This is a genomic window from Mucilaginibacter segetis (genome assembly GCF_016522075.1).
Classification (GTDB): domain Bacteria; phylum Bacteroidota; class Bacteroidia; order Sphingobacteriales; family Sphingobacteriaceae; genus Mucilaginibacter; species Mucilaginibacter segetis.
The window spans coordinates 636,994-656,160 of sequence record NZ_JAEHFW010000001.1 but is presented as its reverse complement, the minus strand read 5'-3'; the positions used below and the strand labels follow the sequence as shown (position 1 = coordinate 656,160).

At 39.1% G+C, this 19,167-nt stretch carries 20 protein-coding genes; 10 read left to right on the top strand and 10 right to left on the bottom strand.

Annotated features, from left to right (window positions below):
* Positions 1-6: 6 nt before the first annotated feature.
* Positions 7-1,050: an RluA family pseudouridine synthase gene (locus I5M19_RS03125; RefSeq protein ID WP_200063924.1), complete on the bottom strand. Its 1,044-nt coding sequence runs from the start codon at positions 1,048-1,050 to the stop codon at positions 7-9.
* 108 nt (positions 1,051-1,158) lie between these two features.
* Between I5M19_RS03125 and I5M19_RS03120 the strand changes: the two genes are divergently transcribed.
* The 4 genes from I5M19_RS03120 (at position 1,159) to I5M19_RS03105 (ending at position 5,279) form a co-directional block, all read left to right on the top strand.
* Entirely contained in the window at positions 1,159-2,220 is a 1,062-nt protein-coding gene (locus I5M19_RS03120; protein ID WP_200063922.1) for a DUF6588 family protein, read from the top strand.
* On the top strand, positions 2,220-3,110 hold the full coding sequence (locus I5M19_RS03115; protein ID WP_200063920.1) for a 1-aminocyclopropane-1-carboxylate deaminase/D-cysteine desulfhydrase: 891 nt from the start codon (positions 2,220-2,222) through the stop codon (positions 3,108-3,110). The genes I5M19_RS03120 and I5M19_RS03115 overlap by 1 nt, the downstream gene beginning before the upstream one ends.
* Positions 3,111-3,310: 200 nt before the next feature.
* Positions 3,311-4,642, top strand: coding sequence for an L-lysine 6-transaminase (gene lat, locus I5M19_RS03110; protein ID WP_200063918.1), 1,332 nt, complete (start codon positions 3,311-3,313; stop codon positions 4,640-4,642).
* 196 nt (positions 4,643-4,838) lie between these two features.
* Entirely contained in the window at positions 4,839-5,279 is a 441-nt protein-coding gene (locus tag I5M19_RS03105) for a hypothetical protein (RefSeq protein WP_200063916.1), read from the top strand.
* Between the two features lie 38 nt (positions 5,280-5,317).
* Here I5M19_RS03105 and bshB1 read toward each other — a convergent pair whose 3' ends face one another.
* Genes bshB1 through I5M19_RS03090 form a run of 3 tightly spaced genes read right to left on the bottom strand, consistent with a single transcriptional unit; the run spans position 5,318 to position 7,177 of the window.
* Positions 5,318-6,043, bottom strand: coding sequence for a bacillithiol biosynthesis deacetylase BshB1 (bshB1, locus tag I5M19_RS03100; RefSeq protein WP_200063914.1), 726 nt, complete (start codon positions 6,041-6,043; stop codon positions 5,318-5,320).
* Between the two features lie 16 nt (positions 6,044-6,059).
* The gene (locus I5M19_RS03095; RefSeq protein ID WP_200063912.1) at positions 6,060-6,560 is read right to left on the bottom strand and encodes a glutathione peroxidase; all 501 of its coding nucleotides are present in this window, start codon (positions 6,558-6,560) and stop codon (positions 6,060-6,062) included.
* Positions 6,560-7,177: a DUF4294 domain-containing protein gene (locus I5M19_RS03090; RefSeq protein ID WP_200063910.1), complete on the bottom strand. Its 618-nt coding sequence runs from the start codon at positions 7,175-7,177 to the stop codon at positions 6,560-6,562. The genes I5M19_RS03095 and I5M19_RS03090 overlap by 1 nt, the downstream gene beginning before the upstream one ends.
* Before the next feature lie 111 nt (positions 7,178-7,288).
* Between I5M19_RS03090 and I5M19_RS03085 the strand changes: the two genes are divergently transcribed.
* From I5M19_RS03085 to I5M19_RS03070, 4 genes are all read left to right on the top strand, one after another.
* Positions 7,289-9,511 carry a RelA/SpoT family protein gene (locus I5M19_RS03085; RefSeq protein WP_200063908.1) on the top strand — a complete coding sequence of 741 codons (2,223 nt, stop codon included), beginning with the start codon at positions 7,289-7,291 and terminating at the stop codon, positions 9,509-9,511.
* 121 nt (positions 9,512-9,632) lie between these two features.
* Positions 9,633-10,100, top strand: a complete 468-nt coding sequence (locus I5M19_RS03080) for a Fur family transcriptional regulator (RefSeq protein WP_200063906.1) — start codon at positions 9,633-9,635, stop codon at positions 10,098-10,100.
* 48 nt (positions 10,101-10,148) lie between these two features.
* Complete coding sequence (locus tag I5M19_RS03075) at positions 10,149-11,426, top strand: adenylosuccinate synthase (RefSeq protein ID WP_200063903.1); 1,278 nt, start codon at positions 10,149-10,151, stop codon at positions 11,424-11,426.
* A 99-nt stretch (positions 11,427-11,525) separates the two neighbouring features.
* Positions 11,526-12,809 carry an anthranilate synthase component I family protein gene (locus tag I5M19_RS03070; protein WP_317193209.1) on the top strand — a complete coding sequence of 428 codons (1,284 nt, stop codon included), beginning with the start codon at positions 11,526-11,528 and terminating at the stop codon, positions 12,807-12,809.
* On the opposite strand, the gene I5M19_RS03065 is transcribed toward I5M19_RS03070, so the two are convergent.
* The 5 genes from I5M19_RS03065 to I5M19_RS03045 are packed head-to-tail and all read right to left on the bottom strand — an operon-like array spanning position 12,763 to position 16,341.
* Positions 12,763-13,506: a YqjF family protein gene (locus I5M19_RS03065; RefSeq protein WP_200063901.1), complete on the bottom strand. Its 744-nt coding sequence runs from the start codon at positions 13,504-13,506 to the stop codon at positions 12,763-12,765. The genes I5M19_RS03070 and I5M19_RS03065 overlap by 47 nt on opposite strands.
* 47 nt (positions 13,507-13,553) lie before the next feature.
* Positions 13,554-14,351, bottom strand: a complete 798-nt coding sequence (locus I5M19_RS03060; protein WP_200063899.1) for a M48 family metallopeptidase — start codon at positions 14,349-14,351, stop codon at positions 13,554-13,556.
* Positions 14,352-14,357: 6 nt separating this feature from the next.
* A complete protein-coding gene (plsY, locus tag I5M19_RS03055) occupies positions 14,358-15,005 on the bottom strand; it encodes a glycerol-3-phosphate 1-O-acyltransferase PlsY (RefSeq protein WP_200063897.1) in 648 nt (215 codons plus the stop codon).
* Positions 15,006-15,052: 47 nt separating this feature from the next.
* Positions 15,053-15,901 (bottom strand): carboxylating nicotinate-nucleotide diphosphorylase, encoded by an 849-nt coding sequence (gene nadC / locus I5M19_RS03050; protein WP_200063895.1) that lies wholly within the window; start codon positions 15,899-15,901, stop codon positions 15,053-15,055.
* A 44-nt stretch (positions 15,902-15,945) separates the two neighbouring features.
* Positions 15,946-16,341, bottom strand: a complete 396-nt coding sequence (locus tag I5M19_RS03045; protein WP_200063894.1) for a DUF4783 domain-containing protein — start codon at positions 16,339-16,341, stop codon at positions 15,946-15,948.
* Between the two features lie 99 nt (positions 16,342-16,440).
* Between I5M19_RS03045 and gpmI the strand changes: the two genes are divergently transcribed.
* The gene (gene gpmI / locus I5M19_RS03040; protein ID WP_235985754.1) at positions 16,441-17,955 is read left to right on the top strand and encodes a 2,3-bisphosphoglycerate-independent phosphoglycerate mutase; all 1,515 of its coding nucleotides are present in this window, start codon (positions 16,441-16,443) and stop codon (positions 17,953-17,955) included.
* A complete protein-coding gene (locus I5M19_RS03035; RefSeq protein ID WP_200063892.1) occupies positions 17,942-18,496 on the top strand; it encodes a hypothetical protein in 555 nt (184 codons plus the stop codon). The genes gpmI and I5M19_RS03035 overlap by 14 nt, the downstream gene beginning before the upstream one ends.
* Here the strand turns inward: I5M19_RS03035 and I5M19_RS03030 are convergent.
* Entirely contained in the window at positions 18,493-19,119 is a 627-nt protein-coding gene (locus I5M19_RS03030; RefSeq protein WP_200063890.1) for a tetratricopeptide repeat protein, read from the bottom strand. The genes I5M19_RS03035 and I5M19_RS03030 overlap by 4 nt on opposite strands.
* Positions 19,120-19,167 lie beyond the last annotated feature (48 nt).

Below are 19,167 nucleotides of genomic sequence, written 5' to 3'. Positions count from 1 at the left end.
GATTTATCAGACAGACTGCTGAGGGCCGGAGTTGCTGTACCTGCGCCATTTTTCTAAAACTCCCTCAAAATCAGCAGGCAAAGGTGCTTCAAAATAAATATCCTTTTTTAATGACGGATGCAAAAAACCTAATGATTGCGCATGCAGAGCCTGGCGGGGCATAATTTCAAAACAATTATCAACAAATTGCCGATATTTACTAAATACAGTACCTTTTAAAATTTTATCTCCGCCATACATGGTATCACTAAAAAGAGGGTGCCCAATATGCTTCATATGTGCCCGTATCTGGTGGGTACGTCCGGTTTCTAATTTACATTCTATCAGTGTAACGTACCCCATACGCTCTAAAACTTTGTAATGAGTTACAGCCCATTTACCCCTTTCAGGATCATCGTAGATCGACATTACCCTGCGGTCATTCAAACTCCGGCCAATATAACCTGTTACGGTGCCATCTTCCTCTATATCGCCCCAAACCAACGCCAGATATTTACGATTAATGGTATGATCATAAAACTGCTTGGCCAGGTAATTCATGCTACGCTCGTTCTTGCTGATGAGCAATAATCCGGAGGTATCCTTATCAATGCGGTGTACCAGGCCGGGGCGTCCGTCATTACCCGGAAGCGTTGGCAATTGCTGAAAATGATATACCAGAGCATTAACAAGGGTGCCCGCATAGTTATTATAACCGGGGTGTACCACCATTCCGGCCGCTTTATTTACTATCAATACATCATTATCCTCATAAAACACATCAATAGGTATATTTTCCGGGTAAACCTCTGTATCCCGCGGCGGATGTGGTAACACTACTGATATCACATCAAATGGTTTAACTTTATAGCTGGCTTTTACCGGTTTATCATTAAGCAATACATTACCAGCCTCAATAGCATTTTGTATACGGTTGCGCGATGCATTCTCCACCCGATGCATCAAAAATTTATCTATCCGCAATAACGACTGGCCTTTATCAACCACTACACGCAGGTGCTCAAAAAGATCCTGTTCATCATTTTCGTTTATTCCGGTATCATCTATCATCAGGCAAAAGTAGTTGTTTTTTCATATTATTGATTTTGAAATCATTATTGCAGCTGCACACATTTAAAACTATTACGATATTTACTACCTCTTTTTAAATTATAACCAATGAAAAAAACCTTTACCATTTTAGCTGTTACTGCCCTATCAGCATTTGCTATTAAAGCCAGTGCCCAAAACGGCTATTCTGAGCTAATTAAATCGAGCCCGGCAGATGCCACCAAACTGGTTAACGCTTATGCAGAGCCACTCTTTAAGGGCTTTGGTGTAGGCATGAACAGCGGCTGGACCAATACGGCAAAAACAAAAAAAACTTTGCGGTTCGATCTGCGTATTACCGCAACAGGTGCATTGGTGCCATCGGCCGATAAACGTTTTGATGTAACGCAGCTCGGTCTTTCCAATCATTTGCGCCTGGCACAGGGCAGTTCAACTACTACTCCAACCATTGGTGGCGGCAGCAACAACCTGGCTGTGCTGGATGTTTATGACGATAACAATCAAAAAATAGATCAATTTACTTTACCTGAAGGTAAAACGTCCATTATACCTTCTCCACAAATACAACTTACTATCGGGCTTGTACATAACACCGATCTTACCCTTCGTACTATTCCTAAAATAAAGCTGGGTGATGATGTAGGTTCCGTTTCTATGATCGGATTTGGCATAAAACACAACATTTTACAGGATTTTGCAGGTGCTGCGGGGCGTATAATCCCATTTGATTTGTCAATAGCAGTGGGTTATACACGGGTAAATTTAGATATACCCTTGGATGTAAAACCAGATAATAGCGCGTTACCTGCGCCCGGTAACACCAATAATGATTTCAGCAATCAGCATATAGACGGACACTTTAACAACTTTACGGCACAGGCAATTGTATCAAAAACATTGGGTGTTTTTACCCCATTTTTAGCTGTAGGGTACAATAACTCAAAAACAAATGTCGGTGCAATCGGTAATTATCCTATTACAACAAGTACCGCAGCCGGTCAGGATTTTTATGAAACTTTTACTAATCCAATTTCTATAAACGAGAAAAGTATTAATGGTGTACGGGCAGATCTGGGTTTTCAGTTAAATATTGGTTTTTTCCGGTTCTATACATCTTATAGCGCAGCACAATACCAATCTTTTAATGCGGGTATTGGTTTTGGTATATAATGGATATCAAGTTTGAAGTCAACAGCCCTGTTCATCAGATTAAAAACCATCTATTTGATGAAAAAGGTTTACAGGTTTTTATTAAACGGGATGATATGATTCACCCGGTTATATCAGGTAATAAATGGCGCAAACTTAAATATGTATTAAAAAAGGCCCAGGATGAAGGTAAAAATCACCTGGTTACATTTGGTGGGGCATACTCCAATCATTTGGTGGCCACTGCAGCGGCAGCAGCTAAATTTGGGTTTAAAGCTACTGGTATTGTACGCGGAGAAGAAGTTGATAACGACAGCTTGTTTTTGTGCCGGCTGCACGGGATGCAACTACAATTTATTGACCGTGAAACTTACCGCGATAAAAATGCGATATTCCATAAATATTTTGCGAACGATAGTGATGCGTTTTTTATTGACGAAGGCGGCGCATCAGCTGAGGGGGTAAAAGGATGCGCGGAACTGATTGATGAACTGCCGGAAACTTATGACCATATTTTTTGCGCCTGCGGCACCGGTACAACAGCCGCCGGCATCATCAACGGCATTAGTCAAAATAAAGTACAAACACAGTTTAACGGTATTCCTGTGTTAAAAAATGGCGGCTTTATTAAAAACGAAATAGACCAATATCTCGCTACACCCCTAACTTATCATTTACACACCCAATATCATTTTGGGGGATACGCCAAAACCACACCGGAACTTATTGCTTTTGTAAAAAGTTTTGTGGCTGATACAGGTATACTCATAGAACCGGTATATACGGCGAAAATGCTTTACGCCCTGTTTGATTTAGCTGCCAAAAACCGCTTTAAATATGGAAGCCGCATACTGGCCATACATACAGGCGGACTGTGGGGACTAATGGGAACAAAGAATAAATTTTTATAATATAAATCATATGGATATTTATGGATGGATATTTTAAAAAAACAGCATTTTTGATCGGTAATTATTTATACCATTCTTAACTTCAGTTCAAAAAGCAGGTTTAGTTAATTTAAAGTTACTTTTTTGCCAATTGGTTCAAAAACCTTTAAATTAGGGATTTTGAGGGGTTTTTATTAAATTTGTAGAAACCCAATACACCTATGTTTCAATCATATGTTACTCCCAAAAATGTAAAAGCTACTTTAAACAAGCATGTTTTAGCTGATGGTTATGACCTCACCTTTGATATGGAGAAAAGCCAGGGCGTACACATGTACGATTCCAGGGCCGATCGTACCCTTTTAGATTTTTTTACTTGTTTTGCTTCAGTACCATTGGGTTATAATCACCCGAAAATGCTGAATGATGAAGGCTTTAAAAAAAACCTAATGCTTGCGGCATTAACCAATCCATCCAATTCTGATATATATACCGAACAATACGCCCGTTTTGTAGAAACTTTCGACCGCGTAGGTATTCCGGATTATCTGCCCCATGCCTTTTTTATTGCAGGGGGATCGTTAGCTGTGGAGAACGCGTTAAAAACCGCAATGGACTGGAAAGTGCAGAAAAACTTTGCTAAAGGTCACACTTCTGAAAAGGGCTTTAAGGTTATTCATTTCGAAAAAGCGTTTCACGGACGCTCGGGGTATACGCTTAGTCTTACCAATACCCTGCCTGCAAAAACAAAATGGTTTGCAAAATTTGACTGGCCACGTGTATCGCTACCGGAGATCATACATCCGCTTAACGATGGCAACATGAATGATCTGCTTAGCCGCGAGGCAAAGTCTATCGAACAAATTAAACAGGCCTTTAAGGAAAATGCAGATGACATTTGCGCTATAATAATTGAACCCATACTTTCTGAAGGGGGTGATAAACATGTGCGTGCTGAATTTATGGAACAATTACGGCAATTAGCTGATGAGAATGAAGCTATGCTGATATATGATGAGGTACAAACAGGTGTAGGCTTGAGCGGTAAGTTTTGGTGTCATGAACATTTTGGTGAAAATGCTCTACCGGATATTATTGCATTTGGTAAAAAAATGCAGGTATGCGGTATACTGGCTGGTAAAAAAGTGGATGAGATAGAAACCAATGTTTTCAATGTATCATCACGTATTAACTCCACCTGGGGTGGCAATCTGGTTGATATGGTTCGCTCTGCAAAAATATTAGAGATAATTGAGGAAGATCACCTTTGTGATAATGCTGGCAGATTGGGTGAATATCTACAAAACGAATTAAAAAGAATTGCGCGGAGCAATGATATAGTTAGCAACATACGGGGTAAGGGGCTTATAACAGCTTTTGACCTTCCCAATAAGGAGATCCGTGATAAATTTATTAAATACGGACTTGAAAACAATGTAATGTATTTAGGATGCGGCGAACGTAGTATACGTTTTAGGCCGGCACTTATTATTGAAAAGCAACATATTGATGAAGGATTGAACGTGCTTGAAAAAATATTACCTATACTCTGATAATTATGTAATAATATTGCTACAAGCGCCTGTTTTAAATAGAACAGGCGCTTTTTTTATTAATAATATACTATAATCGCACATTGACGGTTATCAATATTATTATCTAATACATATTATATAAAGCGCGTGTACTCTGTGTGCTTTATATATTAATTATAATCATAATTATTACATAAGGGGTACTATTTTAGAAATGAACAAACAAATTGAAAAATTAAAAAAACAACTTACTGAACTAGCCGAAGTTGTTAATTCTTTCCAGTCTGAAGCCGTGCAAGTGAGAGTGATAGACAGGCTTTTAGACGAGATTATGGAAAATGAGAAGGTGGATACGGAAGAATCTGAAATTTTCAATAAAAGAGCCCACAAAATAACTGGCGGGGCGGAAAATCACACATTTGTACCCGGCCGTAAAAAACCAGGGGCAACCAGGATACTTAACCAGTTACTTAATAGTGATTATTTCAAAACACCGCATTCCATTTCCGCCATTGCGGAATATTGCAGGGAAAAATTCGATTCTGATTTTAAAACATCAGAACTATCGGGCATATTATTAAAACTTGCTAAAGAGAATCGGTTAAAACGTGAACGCAGCAACGAGAATAATCGTTTTGAATACGTAGGAGTATAATAAAGGCCGCTTAATACGCGGCCTTTATTTTTTCAGAATTATTTCAGATCAAATAAATTATTAACTCCTAAAATTTTACGTGATGTAAAACCTTCAGCATATTTAACTTGTATGCTTTTGCCATATTCACGGGCGCGAGCCTCTACTACCTGTATAAATTCAGGCGATGAAATATAGGTTTGTGGCTCATCTTCTTTCCATTCGGGGTTAAAGAATTGTGATCCGTAGGCATATATACTCTTTATTTTTGTATCCCAAAATTCGGTTACGTCAACAACAATATCGGGTTCAATATATCGGTCCTGTATAAAATGAAGCACTTGTTTAGGTCTCCACTCAGTTTGCAAAACCCCGTTATAGCTGGTTTCGATCTTGCGCAAGCCTGATAAAAATGCGCTCGTTTCCACTAACTCACTTGCTCGACCATGATCCGGATGACGGTCATGGTAAGCATTTGTTATAATAATTTCCGGTTGGTATTTACGAATAGATTCAATAACCTTTAATTGATATGGTTTAGTATTTTCGAAAAAGCCATCAGGCAATTCCAGATTCTCACGGGCGGCTATCCCCAATATTTCAGCAGCATGCGCTGCTTCCTTCTCACGTATCTCAGCGGAACCACGTGTACCTAATTCGCCTCGGGTAAGATCAACTATGCCAACTTTATGGCCAAGTTTAATATGTTTAAGTATAACTCCGGCACATCCCAGTTCAGCATCGTCGGGGTGTACAGGTAAAACTAATATATCTAATTTAAGCATTTTAGAAACAATATAATTATTCATCAGCAGCGAGCAGCCGGGTAATCTTTTTTCTGATTTTAGATGATGTTGGATTGGTAAAGGGATAAAAGAAATCAACAACTTCGCCCGATCTGCTTATTAAAAATTTATGAAAATTCCAGCGGGGAGATGAATTCAATTTACCATTTTCTTTTTTGTTGGTTAGGAATTTATAAAGTGGATCGGCATAGGGACCTCTAACCCTTATCTTATCAAATACCGGAAAATTATTGCCATAATTCTCGCAGAAAGTAGCTATCTCCTGCCCTTCTAATGGCTCCTGCCCGCCGAAATCATTTGACGGAAACGCTAATATCTCAAAGTCTTTCCCATTAAACTCATTTTTTAGCGCTACCAAATCCTTTAGTTGTGGGGTAAAACCGCATTCGGATGCCGTATTTACAATAAGTAAAACCTTATTAGTATAAATTGAAAGATTAATTTCACTACCATCTAACTTTTTAACATTAAATTGATAGATATTTTTATGATCCATTAATTGTAAGTGGAATTATATCCCGCATTATTAAGGATAGTTTCAATATCCCGCTGCTCATCGCGGTCGTAGGTTTCTTTAAGATTATGACCAAAAACGCGGGCTACCGATTGCATAACAAATGCATTAAACCCACCTTTTAACTCTTTAAGCATATCAAAGCTGGTATTACCAGTTTCACGGTCAATAAGTTTTATAAGCACCTCCCCCTGACTAATTGTCAGGTCTTTAATCTTGGAGTTAAAAAGTTCTTTTATTTCTTTTTCGCAGGCTTTTATTAATTTCTTTTGTTCGTGTTTATCTCCTGTCAAGGCCAGGTCGCGTTGTAATTGCCTATAGCGCTGCCCTGCAAAACGGGCATAGGGCAAAACTTTTAATACATTATACCGTAACCGGTAATAATTAGCCCTGTCCTGGGCGCTTGCAAAAATACGTGTATCATATATGTGTACCTCGGGCATCACGATCCAGGGCACTAATTCACCCCCAATTTCTGTTACGTACGTTTTGGTGGTATCATTTTTGCCTAATACCATTGGAGCAATGGGAGTTTTATCCTGAGCTTTTAGCCCAAGCTCTGCACAACAAAACAACAGTATACAAACAATTATTTTCATATTTTTACTTAAATACAAAATTAACGCATTTTATTTGGTTATTTTATAATAACCTGCAATAATAAATAATGTTGCAGGTTAATGATATATTGATAGTACGAAAGCTGATACATGAAAGATTTAGTGATAGACCTTGAAGCAGAAAAAAACGAGATCTTAAAAAGATATCGCGCTTTACTGCGTGCCTGTAAATCAACCATGCAAAAGGGTGATAAGCGCATGATACGTAAAGCTTTTGATATGGCTTTGGAAAGTCATAAAGATATGCGTCGTAAATCCGGCGAACCCTATATTTATCATCCTATAGCTGTAGCGCAGATAGCTGCTGAAGAAATTGGTTTGGGAACAACATCAATAGTATGCGCATTACTGCATGATGTGGTAGAGGACACCAATGTTACCCTGGAAGATATTGAACTGGAGTTTGGCAAAAAAGTAGCTAAGATAATTGACGGTCTTACGAAAATAGCCGGAGTATTTGATACCAATAGCTCCTTACAGGCCGAAAATTTCCGAAAAATGCTGCTTACCCTTGCGGATGATGTCAGGGTGATATTAATTAAGCTTGCCGATAGGTTGCACAATATGCGTACCATGGAATTTATGCCTCGTGATAAGCAGCTTAAACTTTCTTCCGAAACCGTATATCTTTATGCACCGCTTGCTCACCGTTTGGGTTTGTACGCTATTAAATCCGAATTGGAAGATCTTTCCATGAAATACATGGAACGTGAAACTTACCAGTTGATTAAGCGTAAACTGAATGAGAAAAAAACCGAACGGGAAAAATTCATAAAAGATTTTATTGAACCGGTAAGAAAAGTATTAGAGGGGCAGGGTTTACATGCCGATATATTCGGTCGCCCAAAATCCATACATTCCATATGGAACAAAATGAAAAAGAAATCGATCCCCTTTGAAGAGGTGTATGATTTGTTTGCCATAAGGGTGATATTGGATAGCAGTCCTGAAAACGAAAAAGCCGATTGCTGGAAAGCCTACTCAATAGTAACCGACCTTTACAGGCCAAACCCCGACAGGTTACGCGATTGGATATCATCACCAAAAGCTAATGGATACGAATCATTACATACCACGGTAATGGGGCCTCGCGGGCAATGGGTTGAAGTGCAGTTGCGTACCAAACGTATGAACGAGATAGCTGAAAAGGGGTTTGCAGCTCACTGGAAATATAAAGAGTCTACTACAGACAGCGGGCTTGATCAATGGGTGCAAAAAGTGAGGGATATGCTCAAAAATTCCGACATGAACGCTCTTGATTTTGTAGACGATTTTAAGATGAACCTTTTCAGCGATGAGATATTCATTTTTACACCAAAAGGCGCACTTATACAATTACCACTTGATGCCACCGCGCTCGATTTTGCATTTGAGATACATACCGATGTTGGCGCAAGTTGTATAGGCGCTAAAGTTAACCATAAACTGGTACCATTAAGCTATAAGTTACAAAACGGCGACCAGGTAGAAATTATAACTTCAGGTAAACAGACTCCAAAGGAAGACTGGCTGAATTTTGTGGTGACCGCCAAGGCGAAGGCCAAAATAAAATCGGCATTAAAAGAGGAAAAACGCAAAATAGCCGAGGATGGAAAAGAAATTCTGGAACGCAAGTTAAAATCATTAAAGATCACTTATAATTCCGAAAATATACATAAGCTGAGTTATTACTTCAAGTTGCCTTCGACACAAGACCTCTTTTTCAATGTTGCAAAGGGCCTTATTGATATGAAGGACCTTAAAGAATATCAGACATCCGAAAAAGTAGTGGAGAATAAGCCACAGGATAAAATTGAAAATGAGCAACTGCAAAGCCTGGTTCGTAGCATAAAAACAAAAGATAGCGATGTATTACTGTTTGGAGAGGATTTGCAAAAGATTGATTATAAACTTTCCAACTGCTGCAATCCTATACCCGGAGATGACGTATTCGGATTTGTAACTGTTAGCGATGGTATAAAAATACATCGAACAAACTGCCCTAATGCTGCCAAATTAATGGCTAACTATGGCTACCGCATTGTAAAAGCTAAATGGACGAAACAACTTGAACTGGCATTTTTAACCGGATTAAGAATAAGGGGTATTGATGATGTAGGCTTGATAAATAAGCTTACAACAGTAATATCAAATGATTTTAAGGTGAACATTCGCTCCATAACCGTTGATAGTGATAATGGTATTTTTGAAGGATCGATAATGGTATATGTTAATGATACCGAGCACTTAGATAACCTTATTAAAAAAATAATGCAGGTAAAAGGCATCACATCTGTTACCCGTTTTGATTCACCTATTGAAAAAGCTTCATAATACAAGCGCGGAAACTGAAAAAGTGCGGCCTAAAATACAAATAATACCTTGCGGCCAATTCTTAAGTCGCGGTTCTACTTTCTATAATTTATTAATACCTTTGGAAGGTTAATTTAACATTATGCCTGTACAGGAAACCATTGCTTTGGTAAAAAAAATTTTCGAGGCCTACCTTGAAAATAAAAGCCTCCGGAAAACTCCTGAGCGATTTGCCATACTTGAAGAGATCTATTCGAGAAGCGATCATTTTGATGTGGAATCATTATACATCCACATGAAAAATAAAAAATACCGGGTAAGCCGCGCTACGGTTTATAACACCCTTGAATTATTGGTATCATGTGATTTGGTTACCAAACATCAGTTTGGTAAAAACATGGCCCAGTTCGAAAAATCATATGGCTATAAACAGCACGATCATATCATTTGTATTGATTGCGGTAAGGTGGTCGAGTTTTGCGACCCCCGTATTCAGCAAATTCAATCCATGATGGGCGATCTGTTGAAATTTGATATTAAACACCACTCTTTGAATCTTTACGGCAACTGTACCAAATTGCGCGACGGTTTTTGTGACCGTAAAGTTTAATCCACCAATATTTAAGCATATACTTATTACAAGAAAAGATATTAATTAATGGCTGTTGACGTATTATTAGGGCTCCAATGGGGCGATGAAGGTAAAGGCAAAATTGTTGACGTTTTAAGCAAAGGGTACGATTTGATAGCCCGTTTTCAGGGCGGCCCAAATGCCGGGCACACGCTTGAATTTGAAGGCAAAAAGTTTGTACTCAACACTATTCCGTCGGGTATATTTTTTGATAACACCATGAACCTTATAGGTAACGGGGTAGTTATTGACCCTATCACCCTTAAAAAGGAGTTAGATAAACTTAAAATAGCCGGGCACGACCTGTTAGCCAAAAAGAACCTGATGATCGCCAAAAAGGCTCATCTAATTCTTCCTACACACCAGTTATTAGATGCGGCCTCTGAGAAAAAAATGGGCGATGGCAAAATCGGTTCCACTCTAAAAGGCATAGGCCCAACTTATATGGATAAAACCGGCCGAAATGGGTTACGTATCGGCGACATTACCTTACCCGATTTTAAGGAGCGCTATCAAAAACTGGTAGATAAACATACCTCTATGCTGCAATCGCTCTATGGTGAGGTAGCAGATTTCAGCGAACGTGAAGAGGCATTCTTTGAAGCCGTTGAACTCATCAAACAATTCCCGTTGGTTGATTCAGAACATCTGGTGAATAATTACATTAAACAAGGTAAAAAAGTATTGGCAGAAGGCGCGCAAGGAGCTATGCTGGATATCGATTTTGGTTCATATCCGTTTGTAACTTCATCAAACACTACTGCAGCTGGCGCTTGTACAGGCTTAGGTATTGCACCAAGTCAGATAGGCGATGTAATTGGCATTTTTAAAGCTTACTGCACACGTGTAGGCAGTGGCCCCTTCCCTTCGGAGTTAAATGATGAGACTGGCGAAGAATTACGCAAGGTGGGCCATGAATTCGGCGCAACAACAGGCAGACCTCGTCGTACCGGCTGGATAGACCTGCCTGCCCTTAAGTATGCTATTATGCTTAACGGTGTTACCCAATTGGTAATGACCAAAGCTGATGTACTAAGCGGTTTTGATAAGATTTATGCCTGCACACATTATAATTATTTAGGCGAACAGATAGATTATATGCCTTATGACATTTGCTCAGTAGACGCCCACCCTGTTTTAAAGGAAATTGATGGCTGGAACGAAGACCTGACCGGTATTACAGAACTGAGCCAGATACCTGCTAAACTAAAAGCTTACATTGATTTTTTAGAGGCTGAACTTGGTGTACCTGTAAAATATTTATCGGTAGGACCCGACAGGAAGCAAACTTTGGTATTGCAATAATATATAGGAGGTTGGCATATAAATACCAGTCATCTGCTAAACTTATAAAAGGCTCCTGTAAAACGGAGCCTTTTGCTTTTAGAAATCTATTTTTGTTGAGTGATAATTAAGGTAACCGACATATCATCATTTAAACAAAAAGCCTTGAAATGGGCTAATAATTATGATGTGCTTTGTTATCTGGATAGTAACAACTTTAATGACCAATACGGCAAGTTTGATGTACTTATAGCAGCAGGAGCCAAAACAGAACTTACTGCTTATACAGGAACAGCATTTGAACAACTATCTAAATTTCGCTATGAAAACCATGGATTTATGTTTGGTTTTTTTGGTTACGACCTGAAGTATGAAACAGAAAAGCTACCATCCATAAATGCCGACAGACTTAACTTTCCTGATCTCTACTTTTTTGTGCCTGAAATAATTATCACTATAAAAGGTAAAAATGTAGAAATTACAGGAGGCCCTGATAACCTTGCGGATACCATACAAAACACGCCACTATCATCAACAAAAAAAAGTGCGCCCTCCATTTCCCTTAAACAGCGTTTTAGTAAGGAAGAATATATAGACACTGTCGAAAAAATTAAAACACACATTAGTCGCGGAGATATTTATGTTACCAACTTTTGCCAGGAGTTTTTTTCGGAAAACGCGGTAATGGACCCGTTATTGGTATACCTGCATTTGCACGAATCATCCCCCACTCCATTCTCCTCATTCTTTAAATGGGCAGGCAATTACATTATCTGTGCCTCACCCGAGCGCTTTTTGGCTAAACGTGATGGTAAACTTATCTCTCAGCCCATAAAAGGCACAGCGCGCAGAGATGGCAATCAAAAAACCGACCAACTTATCATCAACGAATTACGTAATCATCCTAAGGAATTACAGGAAAATGTAATGATAGTTGATCTTGTTCGTAATGATCTTACACATTCCGCCAAAGCCGGAACAGTTAAAGCCGAGGAGCTTTTTGGCATTCATAGTTTTAATCAGGTACATCAGATGGTATCAACCGTAGTGTGTGAAATGCGGAATGATATAAGCTGTATTGATGCTATAAAAAACACCTTCCCTATGGGCAGTATGACAGGTGCACCCAAAATAAACGCTATGCGATTGATGGAGCAATATGAACGCACCAAACGTGGTGCTTACTCCGGTGCACTTGGCTATTTTAGCCCAGATGGCGATTTTGATTTTAACGTAATAATTAGAAGCATACTTTATAATACTGATAGAAAGTATTTATCATTTCAGGTGGGTAGTGCAATTACCTACCATGCCGATGCTGCAAAGGAATATGAAGAATGTCTTTTAAAAGCAAAAGCTATTTTAGAGGTGTTGGGGCAAGTTGCAAATTATCCCCTATCCTAACACTTATAGGTGATCCGTTCGCGAAAAATACCGAATAAGGTTTCGTGGTAAGATAAGGCTCAAAATCTTTTCCGTACAGTCCAGCCACATCCGCCTCAAAAACATAGTCAGTAACTTCCGCCACTTGCCAACGTATATGTTCTACCTGATACTGCTTAGTTTTATGAGCGCCTAAACTATTATACCCCCAGTAATGCTCAAAAATAAATTCTTCCGGGCTACCTTCTTCAATATTTTTAAGACTGTTACGAATAGTTGCCCCCAATTTATTCCATTTATCGCCAAACTTCCATTCATATAAAAAACTGGTATGATGTGCCCCCTGTTTGCTGATAGAATGCCGTGTTGGCATAGCACTATAATGTTCTTTATATAAAGTATTAGCAATAACAGCAATTATACTTTTAGATACGATTTCGCTTATAAAAACCGCGCCGCGCTTCCATACGCTACCATCAAAGTGACGAACGTAAAAGCGCAGATTTACTTCTTCAAAATTTACATGTAAGGGCCACTTAATACCTAAAACTCGTGTATTATTAAACAAGAATCCAACCATACTTACCAGGGCTTTGCCTTGCCATAGATCAATTTCTGTTGCGGCTGGCAGGTAAGGTTTTAATACTTCTGCATCTACCTCGTAATTTATCATTACCAGATTGCGCCATTCGGCGGTTAAAAATTTACGTTTGCTCATAAACAAAAAATCCCGCTGTTATAGCGGGACCTATATATTGTAGTTTATTATTTCCTGTAATACTTCATGGCCTCAGGTATCAGTCTTTGAATATTAGCAATACGTGTAGCATCCGAGGGGTGGGTGCTCAAAAACTCAGGAGGACTGCCACCATCATTTTGTGCTGCCATACGTTGCCAAAAGGCAAGTGCTTGATGCGGGTCGTATCCTGCCATTGCCATAAAAGTCAGGCCTAAACGGTCAGCTTCATTCTCTTTATCTCGCGAATATTTTAAAGTAGCTAATTGCCCGCCTACGCCATATAATTGATTGATTAATACTTGTGTTGTTTGCGATTGACTGCCTGTTGCTGCGTTTACCACGCTGCCACCTGCCTGCAGGGCCAATTGCTGAGAAAGCGCCTCTGCGGAATGATGAGCGATAGCATGACCGATCTCGTGTCCCATTACAGTGGCTAAACCTGCATCAGTTTGTGTAATAGGCAATATGCCACTATAAACAGCTACTTTACCACCGGGCATGCACCAGGCATTAACCTCGGGGCTTTTTATAAGATTAAATTCCCATTTAAAATCATAATTATATCCGTTAGCTTTTAGGTAACTATCAATAGCAACGGCTAACTTATTACCTATACGTTTTACACGTTCGGCATCTGTTGTTCCATTGATAACAGTTGTTTTAGGGTCTGATAAAAGTTCGTGATAGCTTTGCGCAGCTGCGGGATTAATCTGATCGTCGCTAACTAAGCTTAATTGTGAACGGCCGGTAAGTGGCACGGTTGAACAAGCGTAAATTACAATTGATATAACAATTGCTAAAAATGGTGTAAATGCTTTTTTCATGGTAAGTCAGGCGGTTTTCTTTTTAAATAAATTAACTTTCGACTCTTTACCTTTTAATAAGCGTTCTATATTTTTTTGATGAGTTACTAAAATAAGCACACATATACACATACCGTAAATAATGACCGATTTAATATACACCGGAAAAACGAATGTTACTCCGATAGGATAAGTAAACCCGGCCATAATTGAGCTTAATGATACATAGCGGCTAATTAGCAACACAACTATAAATACACAAACACAAAGTAAAGAAGCCGGTAAATTAATAGCCAATATCATTCCAAAAAGTGTAGCGATACCTTTGCCCCCCCTGAAACCAGCAAAAACCGGGAATAAATGCCCCATTACCGCAGCTATGCCTAATGCCAGTTCATAATTTGTAAAGGCTACCGAGTGAAACGCTCCTGTAGTGGAGGTGCCAATTACATAAGCCAGGTTGGTTGCTGTCCACCCCTTTAAAATATCAAGCAACATAACCGGTATACCTGCCTTTTTGCCTAACACCCTGAATGTGTTGGTGGCACCGGCATTACCGCTGCCATATTCCCTTACATCAATATTATAAAATGCCTGCCCTATCCATACAGCCGTGGGAATGGAGCCAAACAGATAAGCTAAAATGAGGGCTGAAACCGAGTAGATTGATATCATCTGCCTGCAATAATATTAAATTGATGTTACAGTATGGTGAATATTCATTATAATTTTACAGCCTTTAAACTGAGATCTAAGCTTTTTACAGAATGTGTAAGCGCTCCTACTGATATATAATCAACCCCGCAATCAGCATATTCTCGTATATTATCTATAGTTATTCCACCAGATGCTTCAGTAATATATCTGCCTGCCACTATACTTACCGCTTGTCGCAGGTCGTTAAAATTAAAATTATCCAGCAAAATACGATTCACTTTGCCTGTTTGCAATACCTGTTCTAATTCGTCAAGGTTTCTAACCTCAATTTCAATTGCAAGCTTTTTGTTTGTATCATTTATGTAACGGTTAGCATTTTCAATCGCCTGTCGTATGCCTCCGCTGTAATCTACATGATTATCTTTAATCAATATCATATCATACAGGCCAAACCGATGATTAACACCTCCGCCTATCTTTACAGCCCACTTTTCCAGATAACGCATACCGGGGGTGGTTTTGCGTGTATCTAAGACCTGGGTATTAGTGCCCTTCAATAATTTTACGATCTGATTGGTTTTTGTAGCTATACCGCTCATGCGTTGCATACAATTAAGTATCAGGCGCTCTGCAGTTAAAATGTTCCTAGCATCGCCCTCTATCATAAAAGCAACATCACCGGGCTTCACTTCCTGGCCATCGGTAATAAACACATCTATTTTAATGTTTGTATCTACAACATTTAATATTTGTTTAGCCAGTTCAACGCCCGCAAGTATGCCGGTATCTTTTACTAATAATTTAGCTTTGCCTTGTGTGCCTGCTTTAATGGTAGCTAAAGAAGTGTGATCGCCGTCGCCTACATCTTCCTTTAAAGCATTCTGAATAAATTGGTGTGTAATTTCCTTGTCCAAACCTTAGTTTTTTGTGCTCAAAAGTAAGAACAATTGATGATTAATTAGGTTTTTTCAATTTCAATGCGCAGTTCAATCATCTTCATTTCTCCTTCAATCTCCTTAAGTGTATAGGAAACACGGTATTTACCCTTTTCGGTTGTTAATATAAGTACTCCAAAATTGTAGGCCGCACTTGAATTTATACGGTGCAGCAGTTTAACTGTGGAAGGTTTATTTTCTTTAAAAAACTTTTCGAGAATTATTTCAGCCTGAGTTTTTGAATAAACATTAGCTTCATCAAGTATGGTGACATCAATGCTTGCCGCAAAAAAATTGGCCAGTTCATGGGCATTACCCTGTTTTATCAGCTCGGCTATTTTTTCAATAGGTCCTGCTAAACTAACAGATGGCACAAGGTATAAAAGCATCAACAACGGCAAATATTTTAGCTTCATCATAGTATATGACTAATAAACTAAAAAAAAGTTGCATTAAAAAATAAAGTATTATAAAGTATGATGTTTAAACGTTGCTTTTATATTTGCATTGTGGAAAACATGAAAAAAGTTGCTTTAATTATTCTTGACGGCTGGGGATACGGCCGTACCGATTCGTCAAACGCTATTTTAGCTGCAAACACTCCATTTTTTGACGGTATGCTGCAGCAGTATCCAAATTCGAAACTCGAAGCTTCGGGCGAGGCCGTAGGCCTGCCAGCAGGCCAGATGGGAAACTCTGAAGTGGGACACATGAATTTAGGTGCAGGCCGCGTGGTTTACCAGGAACTTGGCCGTATAAATAAAGCGGTAAGGGATAATGAATTTGTTCAAAATCAAGTTCTGGCGGACGCCTTTGATTATGCAAAACAAAACAAACGCGATCTGCATTTTATAGGATTGGTATCTGACGGTGGTGTACACGCTCATATTAATCATTTAAAAGGTTTATGCGATGCCTCTACAAGTGTTGGGGTAGAAAATGTGTTTATCCACGCTTTTTTAGACGGGCGCGACACCGACCCTAACTCTGGAGCGGGGTTTATTACTGAACTGGAAGAGCATATTAAAGAAACACCTGTTAAACTGGCATCGGCAATTGGCCGTTACTACGCTATGGATCGCGATAACCGTTGGGAGCGGGTAAAAAAAGCTTATGATCTGCTGGTTAAAGGTGACGGCGAAGCTACCGAAGATGTGATAGCATCTATCAATAAATCATACGAGGCGGGCGTTACTGATGAATTTATATTGCCGATAGTAAAGGTAAACAGCCATGGTAAACCCATTGCTGTAATAAAAGAAGGTGATGTGGTTATCTGCTTTAATTTCCGTACTGACAGGGGCCGCGAAATATCATTAGCGCTTACCCAAAAGCCATTCCCTGAATATGATATGCACCCGCTGGATATTAAATACGTAACCATGACCTCATATGATGAAACCTTTAAAAATGTAGAGATCGTTTTCAGAAAAGATGATCTGGTAAAAACATTGGGCGAGGTTTTAGAATACTCCGGCAAAAAGCAAATACGAATTGCTGAAACAGAAAAATATCCGCATGTAACGTTTTTCTTCTCCGGAGGGCGTGAGAAAGAATTTGAAGATGAAAGACGACTGCTGGTACCATCACCGAAAGTAGCTACCTATGATCTGCAACCTGAAATGAGTGCTGCTGGTATCCGTGATGCTATTATTCCACAGTTGGAGGCTGAATGGCCTGATTTTGTCTGCCTTAATTTTGCCAATACAGATATGGTTGGTCATACGGGTGTTTTTAGTGCGGTGGTTAAGGCTGCCGAAACAGCAGATAGCTGTACAAAAGCAGTAGTGGAAACCGGTTTGAAACATGGCTATTCGTTCATTATTATTGCTGATCACGGCAATGCAGATTTCATGATAAATGAGGATGGCTCACCAAATACAGCTCATACAACCAACCTGGTTCCTTGTATTATAATTGATAATGATGTAAAGCAGGTTAAAGATGGTAAACTGGGCGACATAGCTCCTACCATACTTAAAATTATGGGTATACCCATCCCTGCAGAAATGACTGGTGATGTATTGGTTTAAACCTTGTTTTAAAATTATAGCTTTGGGTTGCGGCATATTTGTTTTATGTGGCTGGTATGCTTGTAAGCCTGAAATTAAAGAAACCGGGGCAACCCTCGCCTACTTTGATCTGAAGGATTATTTCAGGGCAGACTCCGCACGACTTACCCGGCTCAATCAACCTGTTATTAAAACGGTTTCACATAATGGTGATACCGAAACTAAAAAGGTGCATATAGCTAATTGGGGTCAGGAACTGAATTTATTTAAAGAGTCGGATATTAATAAACCCGCATGGAAAGCCAGTTATACTATACAAAAAGCGGGTGATAGCCTGGTTTACACAGCTAAATATCCGGAGTTAAAAACCAGACGCATAAGCATCCATAAAGATATAGCCGACAAGGTAACGTCTATATATATCTATAATAAAAGCGAAAATATTTTATACAGTACCTCCGAAAAACTTACCTACATACCCGGTGCCTATTATCTTATAGAGAAAGACCAGCATGTAAAGGTAATAGGCGAAAACGACTATAAAATAAAAGGAGTTTTTTAGTGATGGCCAACTGCGGTTGCAAGGGCTTCTTTTGAAAGTTCAATTTGTGAGGCAATATCCTCCCTGCCCGGATTATTATTCAACACCTTTTGCAGATCGTCAATAGATGCCCTTAGTGAATTAATGCCTCGTGTTTTATCATAGGTATTATGGTAATTAGCTTTTAATTTAAATACACCATATTCCCGATAAGCCAATCCACGTGTTTGAAAGCTCTTTATCTTTTCGGAAGGATCAATAGCAATGGCCTTGGTAAGATCAAATATGGCACCTAAAAGATATTTTTCGCGTTCGTCAGGCGACAAAAAAGTATCCTTACCTAAATACTCTTTAGCCCTTGCCCTGTAATAATACGCGGAGGCATCAACAGGGTTTATGTAAATAACTTTGGTATAAGCAGCAATTGATTTACGGTAGTTTTCGCTATGATAGTAAGAATATCCAAGCATCCAGTAGGCGTTGGCATTAGTAGAATCAACAAGGCATGCTTTTTCGAGCTGGGTTACCGCGGTTTTAAAATTTCCGTCCATAAACGCCTGCTGGCCCAACCTCACATAAGCATTTTGCGCTGATGAGTTGAGTGTAGTAATAACAAGTATAGATACAATTGCCGACAGCCTCATTAAATACTTAACGTGTGTAACAAAATAGTATTACATTAACTTTTATTA

Coding starts and splice junctions, on each gene's coding strand:
- I5M19_RS03125 (WP_200063924.1), bottom strand. CDS start 1,050: ATGATAGATGATACCGGAATAAACGAAAATGATGAACAGGATCTTTTT.
- I5M19_RS03120 (WP_200063922.1), top strand. CDS start 1,159: ATGAAAAAAACCTTTACCATTTTAGCTGTTACTGCCCTATCAGCATTT.
- I5M19_RS03115 (WP_200063920.1), top strand. CDS start 2,220: ATGGATATCAAGTTTGAAGTCAACAGCCCTGTTCATCAGATTAAAAAC.
- lat (WP_200063918.1), top strand. CDS start 3,311: ATGTTTCAATCATATGTTACTCCCAAAAATGTAAAAGCTACTTTAAAC.
- I5M19_RS03105 (WP_200063916.1), top strand. CDS start 4,839: ATGAACAAACAAATTGAAAAATTAAAAAAACAACTTACTGAACTAGCC.
- bshB1 (WP_200063914.1), bottom strand. CDS start 6,043: ATGCTTAAATTAGATATATTAGTTTTACCTGTACACCCCGACGATGCT.
- I5M19_RS03095 (WP_200063912.1), bottom strand. CDS start 6,560: ATGGATCATAAAAATATCTATCAATTTAATGTTAAAAAGTTAGATGGT.
- I5M19_RS03090 (WP_200063910.1), bottom strand. CDS start 7,177: ATGAAAATAATTGTTTGTATACTGTTGTTTTGTTGTGCAGAGCTTGGG.
- I5M19_RS03085 (WP_200063908.1), top strand. CDS start 7,289: ATGAAAGATTTAGTGATAGACCTTGAAGCAGAAAAAAACGAGATCTTA.
- I5M19_RS03080 (WP_200063906.1), top strand. CDS start 9,633: ATGCCTGTACAGGAAACCATTGCTTTGGTAAAAAAAATTTTCGAGGCC.
- I5M19_RS03075 (WP_200063903.1), top strand. CDS start 10,149: ATGGCTGTTGACGTATTATTAGGGCTCCAATGGGGCGATGAAGGTAAA.
- I5M19_RS03065 (WP_200063901.1), bottom strand. CDS start 13,506: ATGAGCAAACGTAAATTTTTAACCGCCGAATGGCGCAATCTGGTAATG.
- I5M19_RS03060 (WP_200063899.1), bottom strand. CDS start 14,351: ATGAAAAAAGCATTTACACCATTTTTAGCAATTGTTATATCAATTGTA.
- plsY (WP_200063897.1), bottom strand. CDS start 15,005: ATGATATCAATCTACTCGGTTTCAGCCCTCATTTTAGCTTATCTGTTT.
- I5M19_RS03045 (WP_200063894.1), bottom strand. CDS start 16,341: ATGATGAAGCTAAAATATTTGCCGTTGTTGATGCTTTTATACCTTGTG.
- gpmI (WP_235985754.1), top strand. CDS start 16,441: ATGAAAAAAGTTGCTTTAATTATTCTTGACGGCTGGGGATACGGCCGT.
- I5M19_RS03035 (WP_200063892.1), top strand. CDS start 17,942: ATGTATTGGTTTAAACCTTGTTTTAAAATTATAGCTTTGGGTTGCGGC.
- I5M19_RS03030 (WP_200063890.1), bottom strand. CDS start 19,119: ATGAGGCTGTCGGCAATTGTATCTATACTTGTTATTACTACACTCAAC.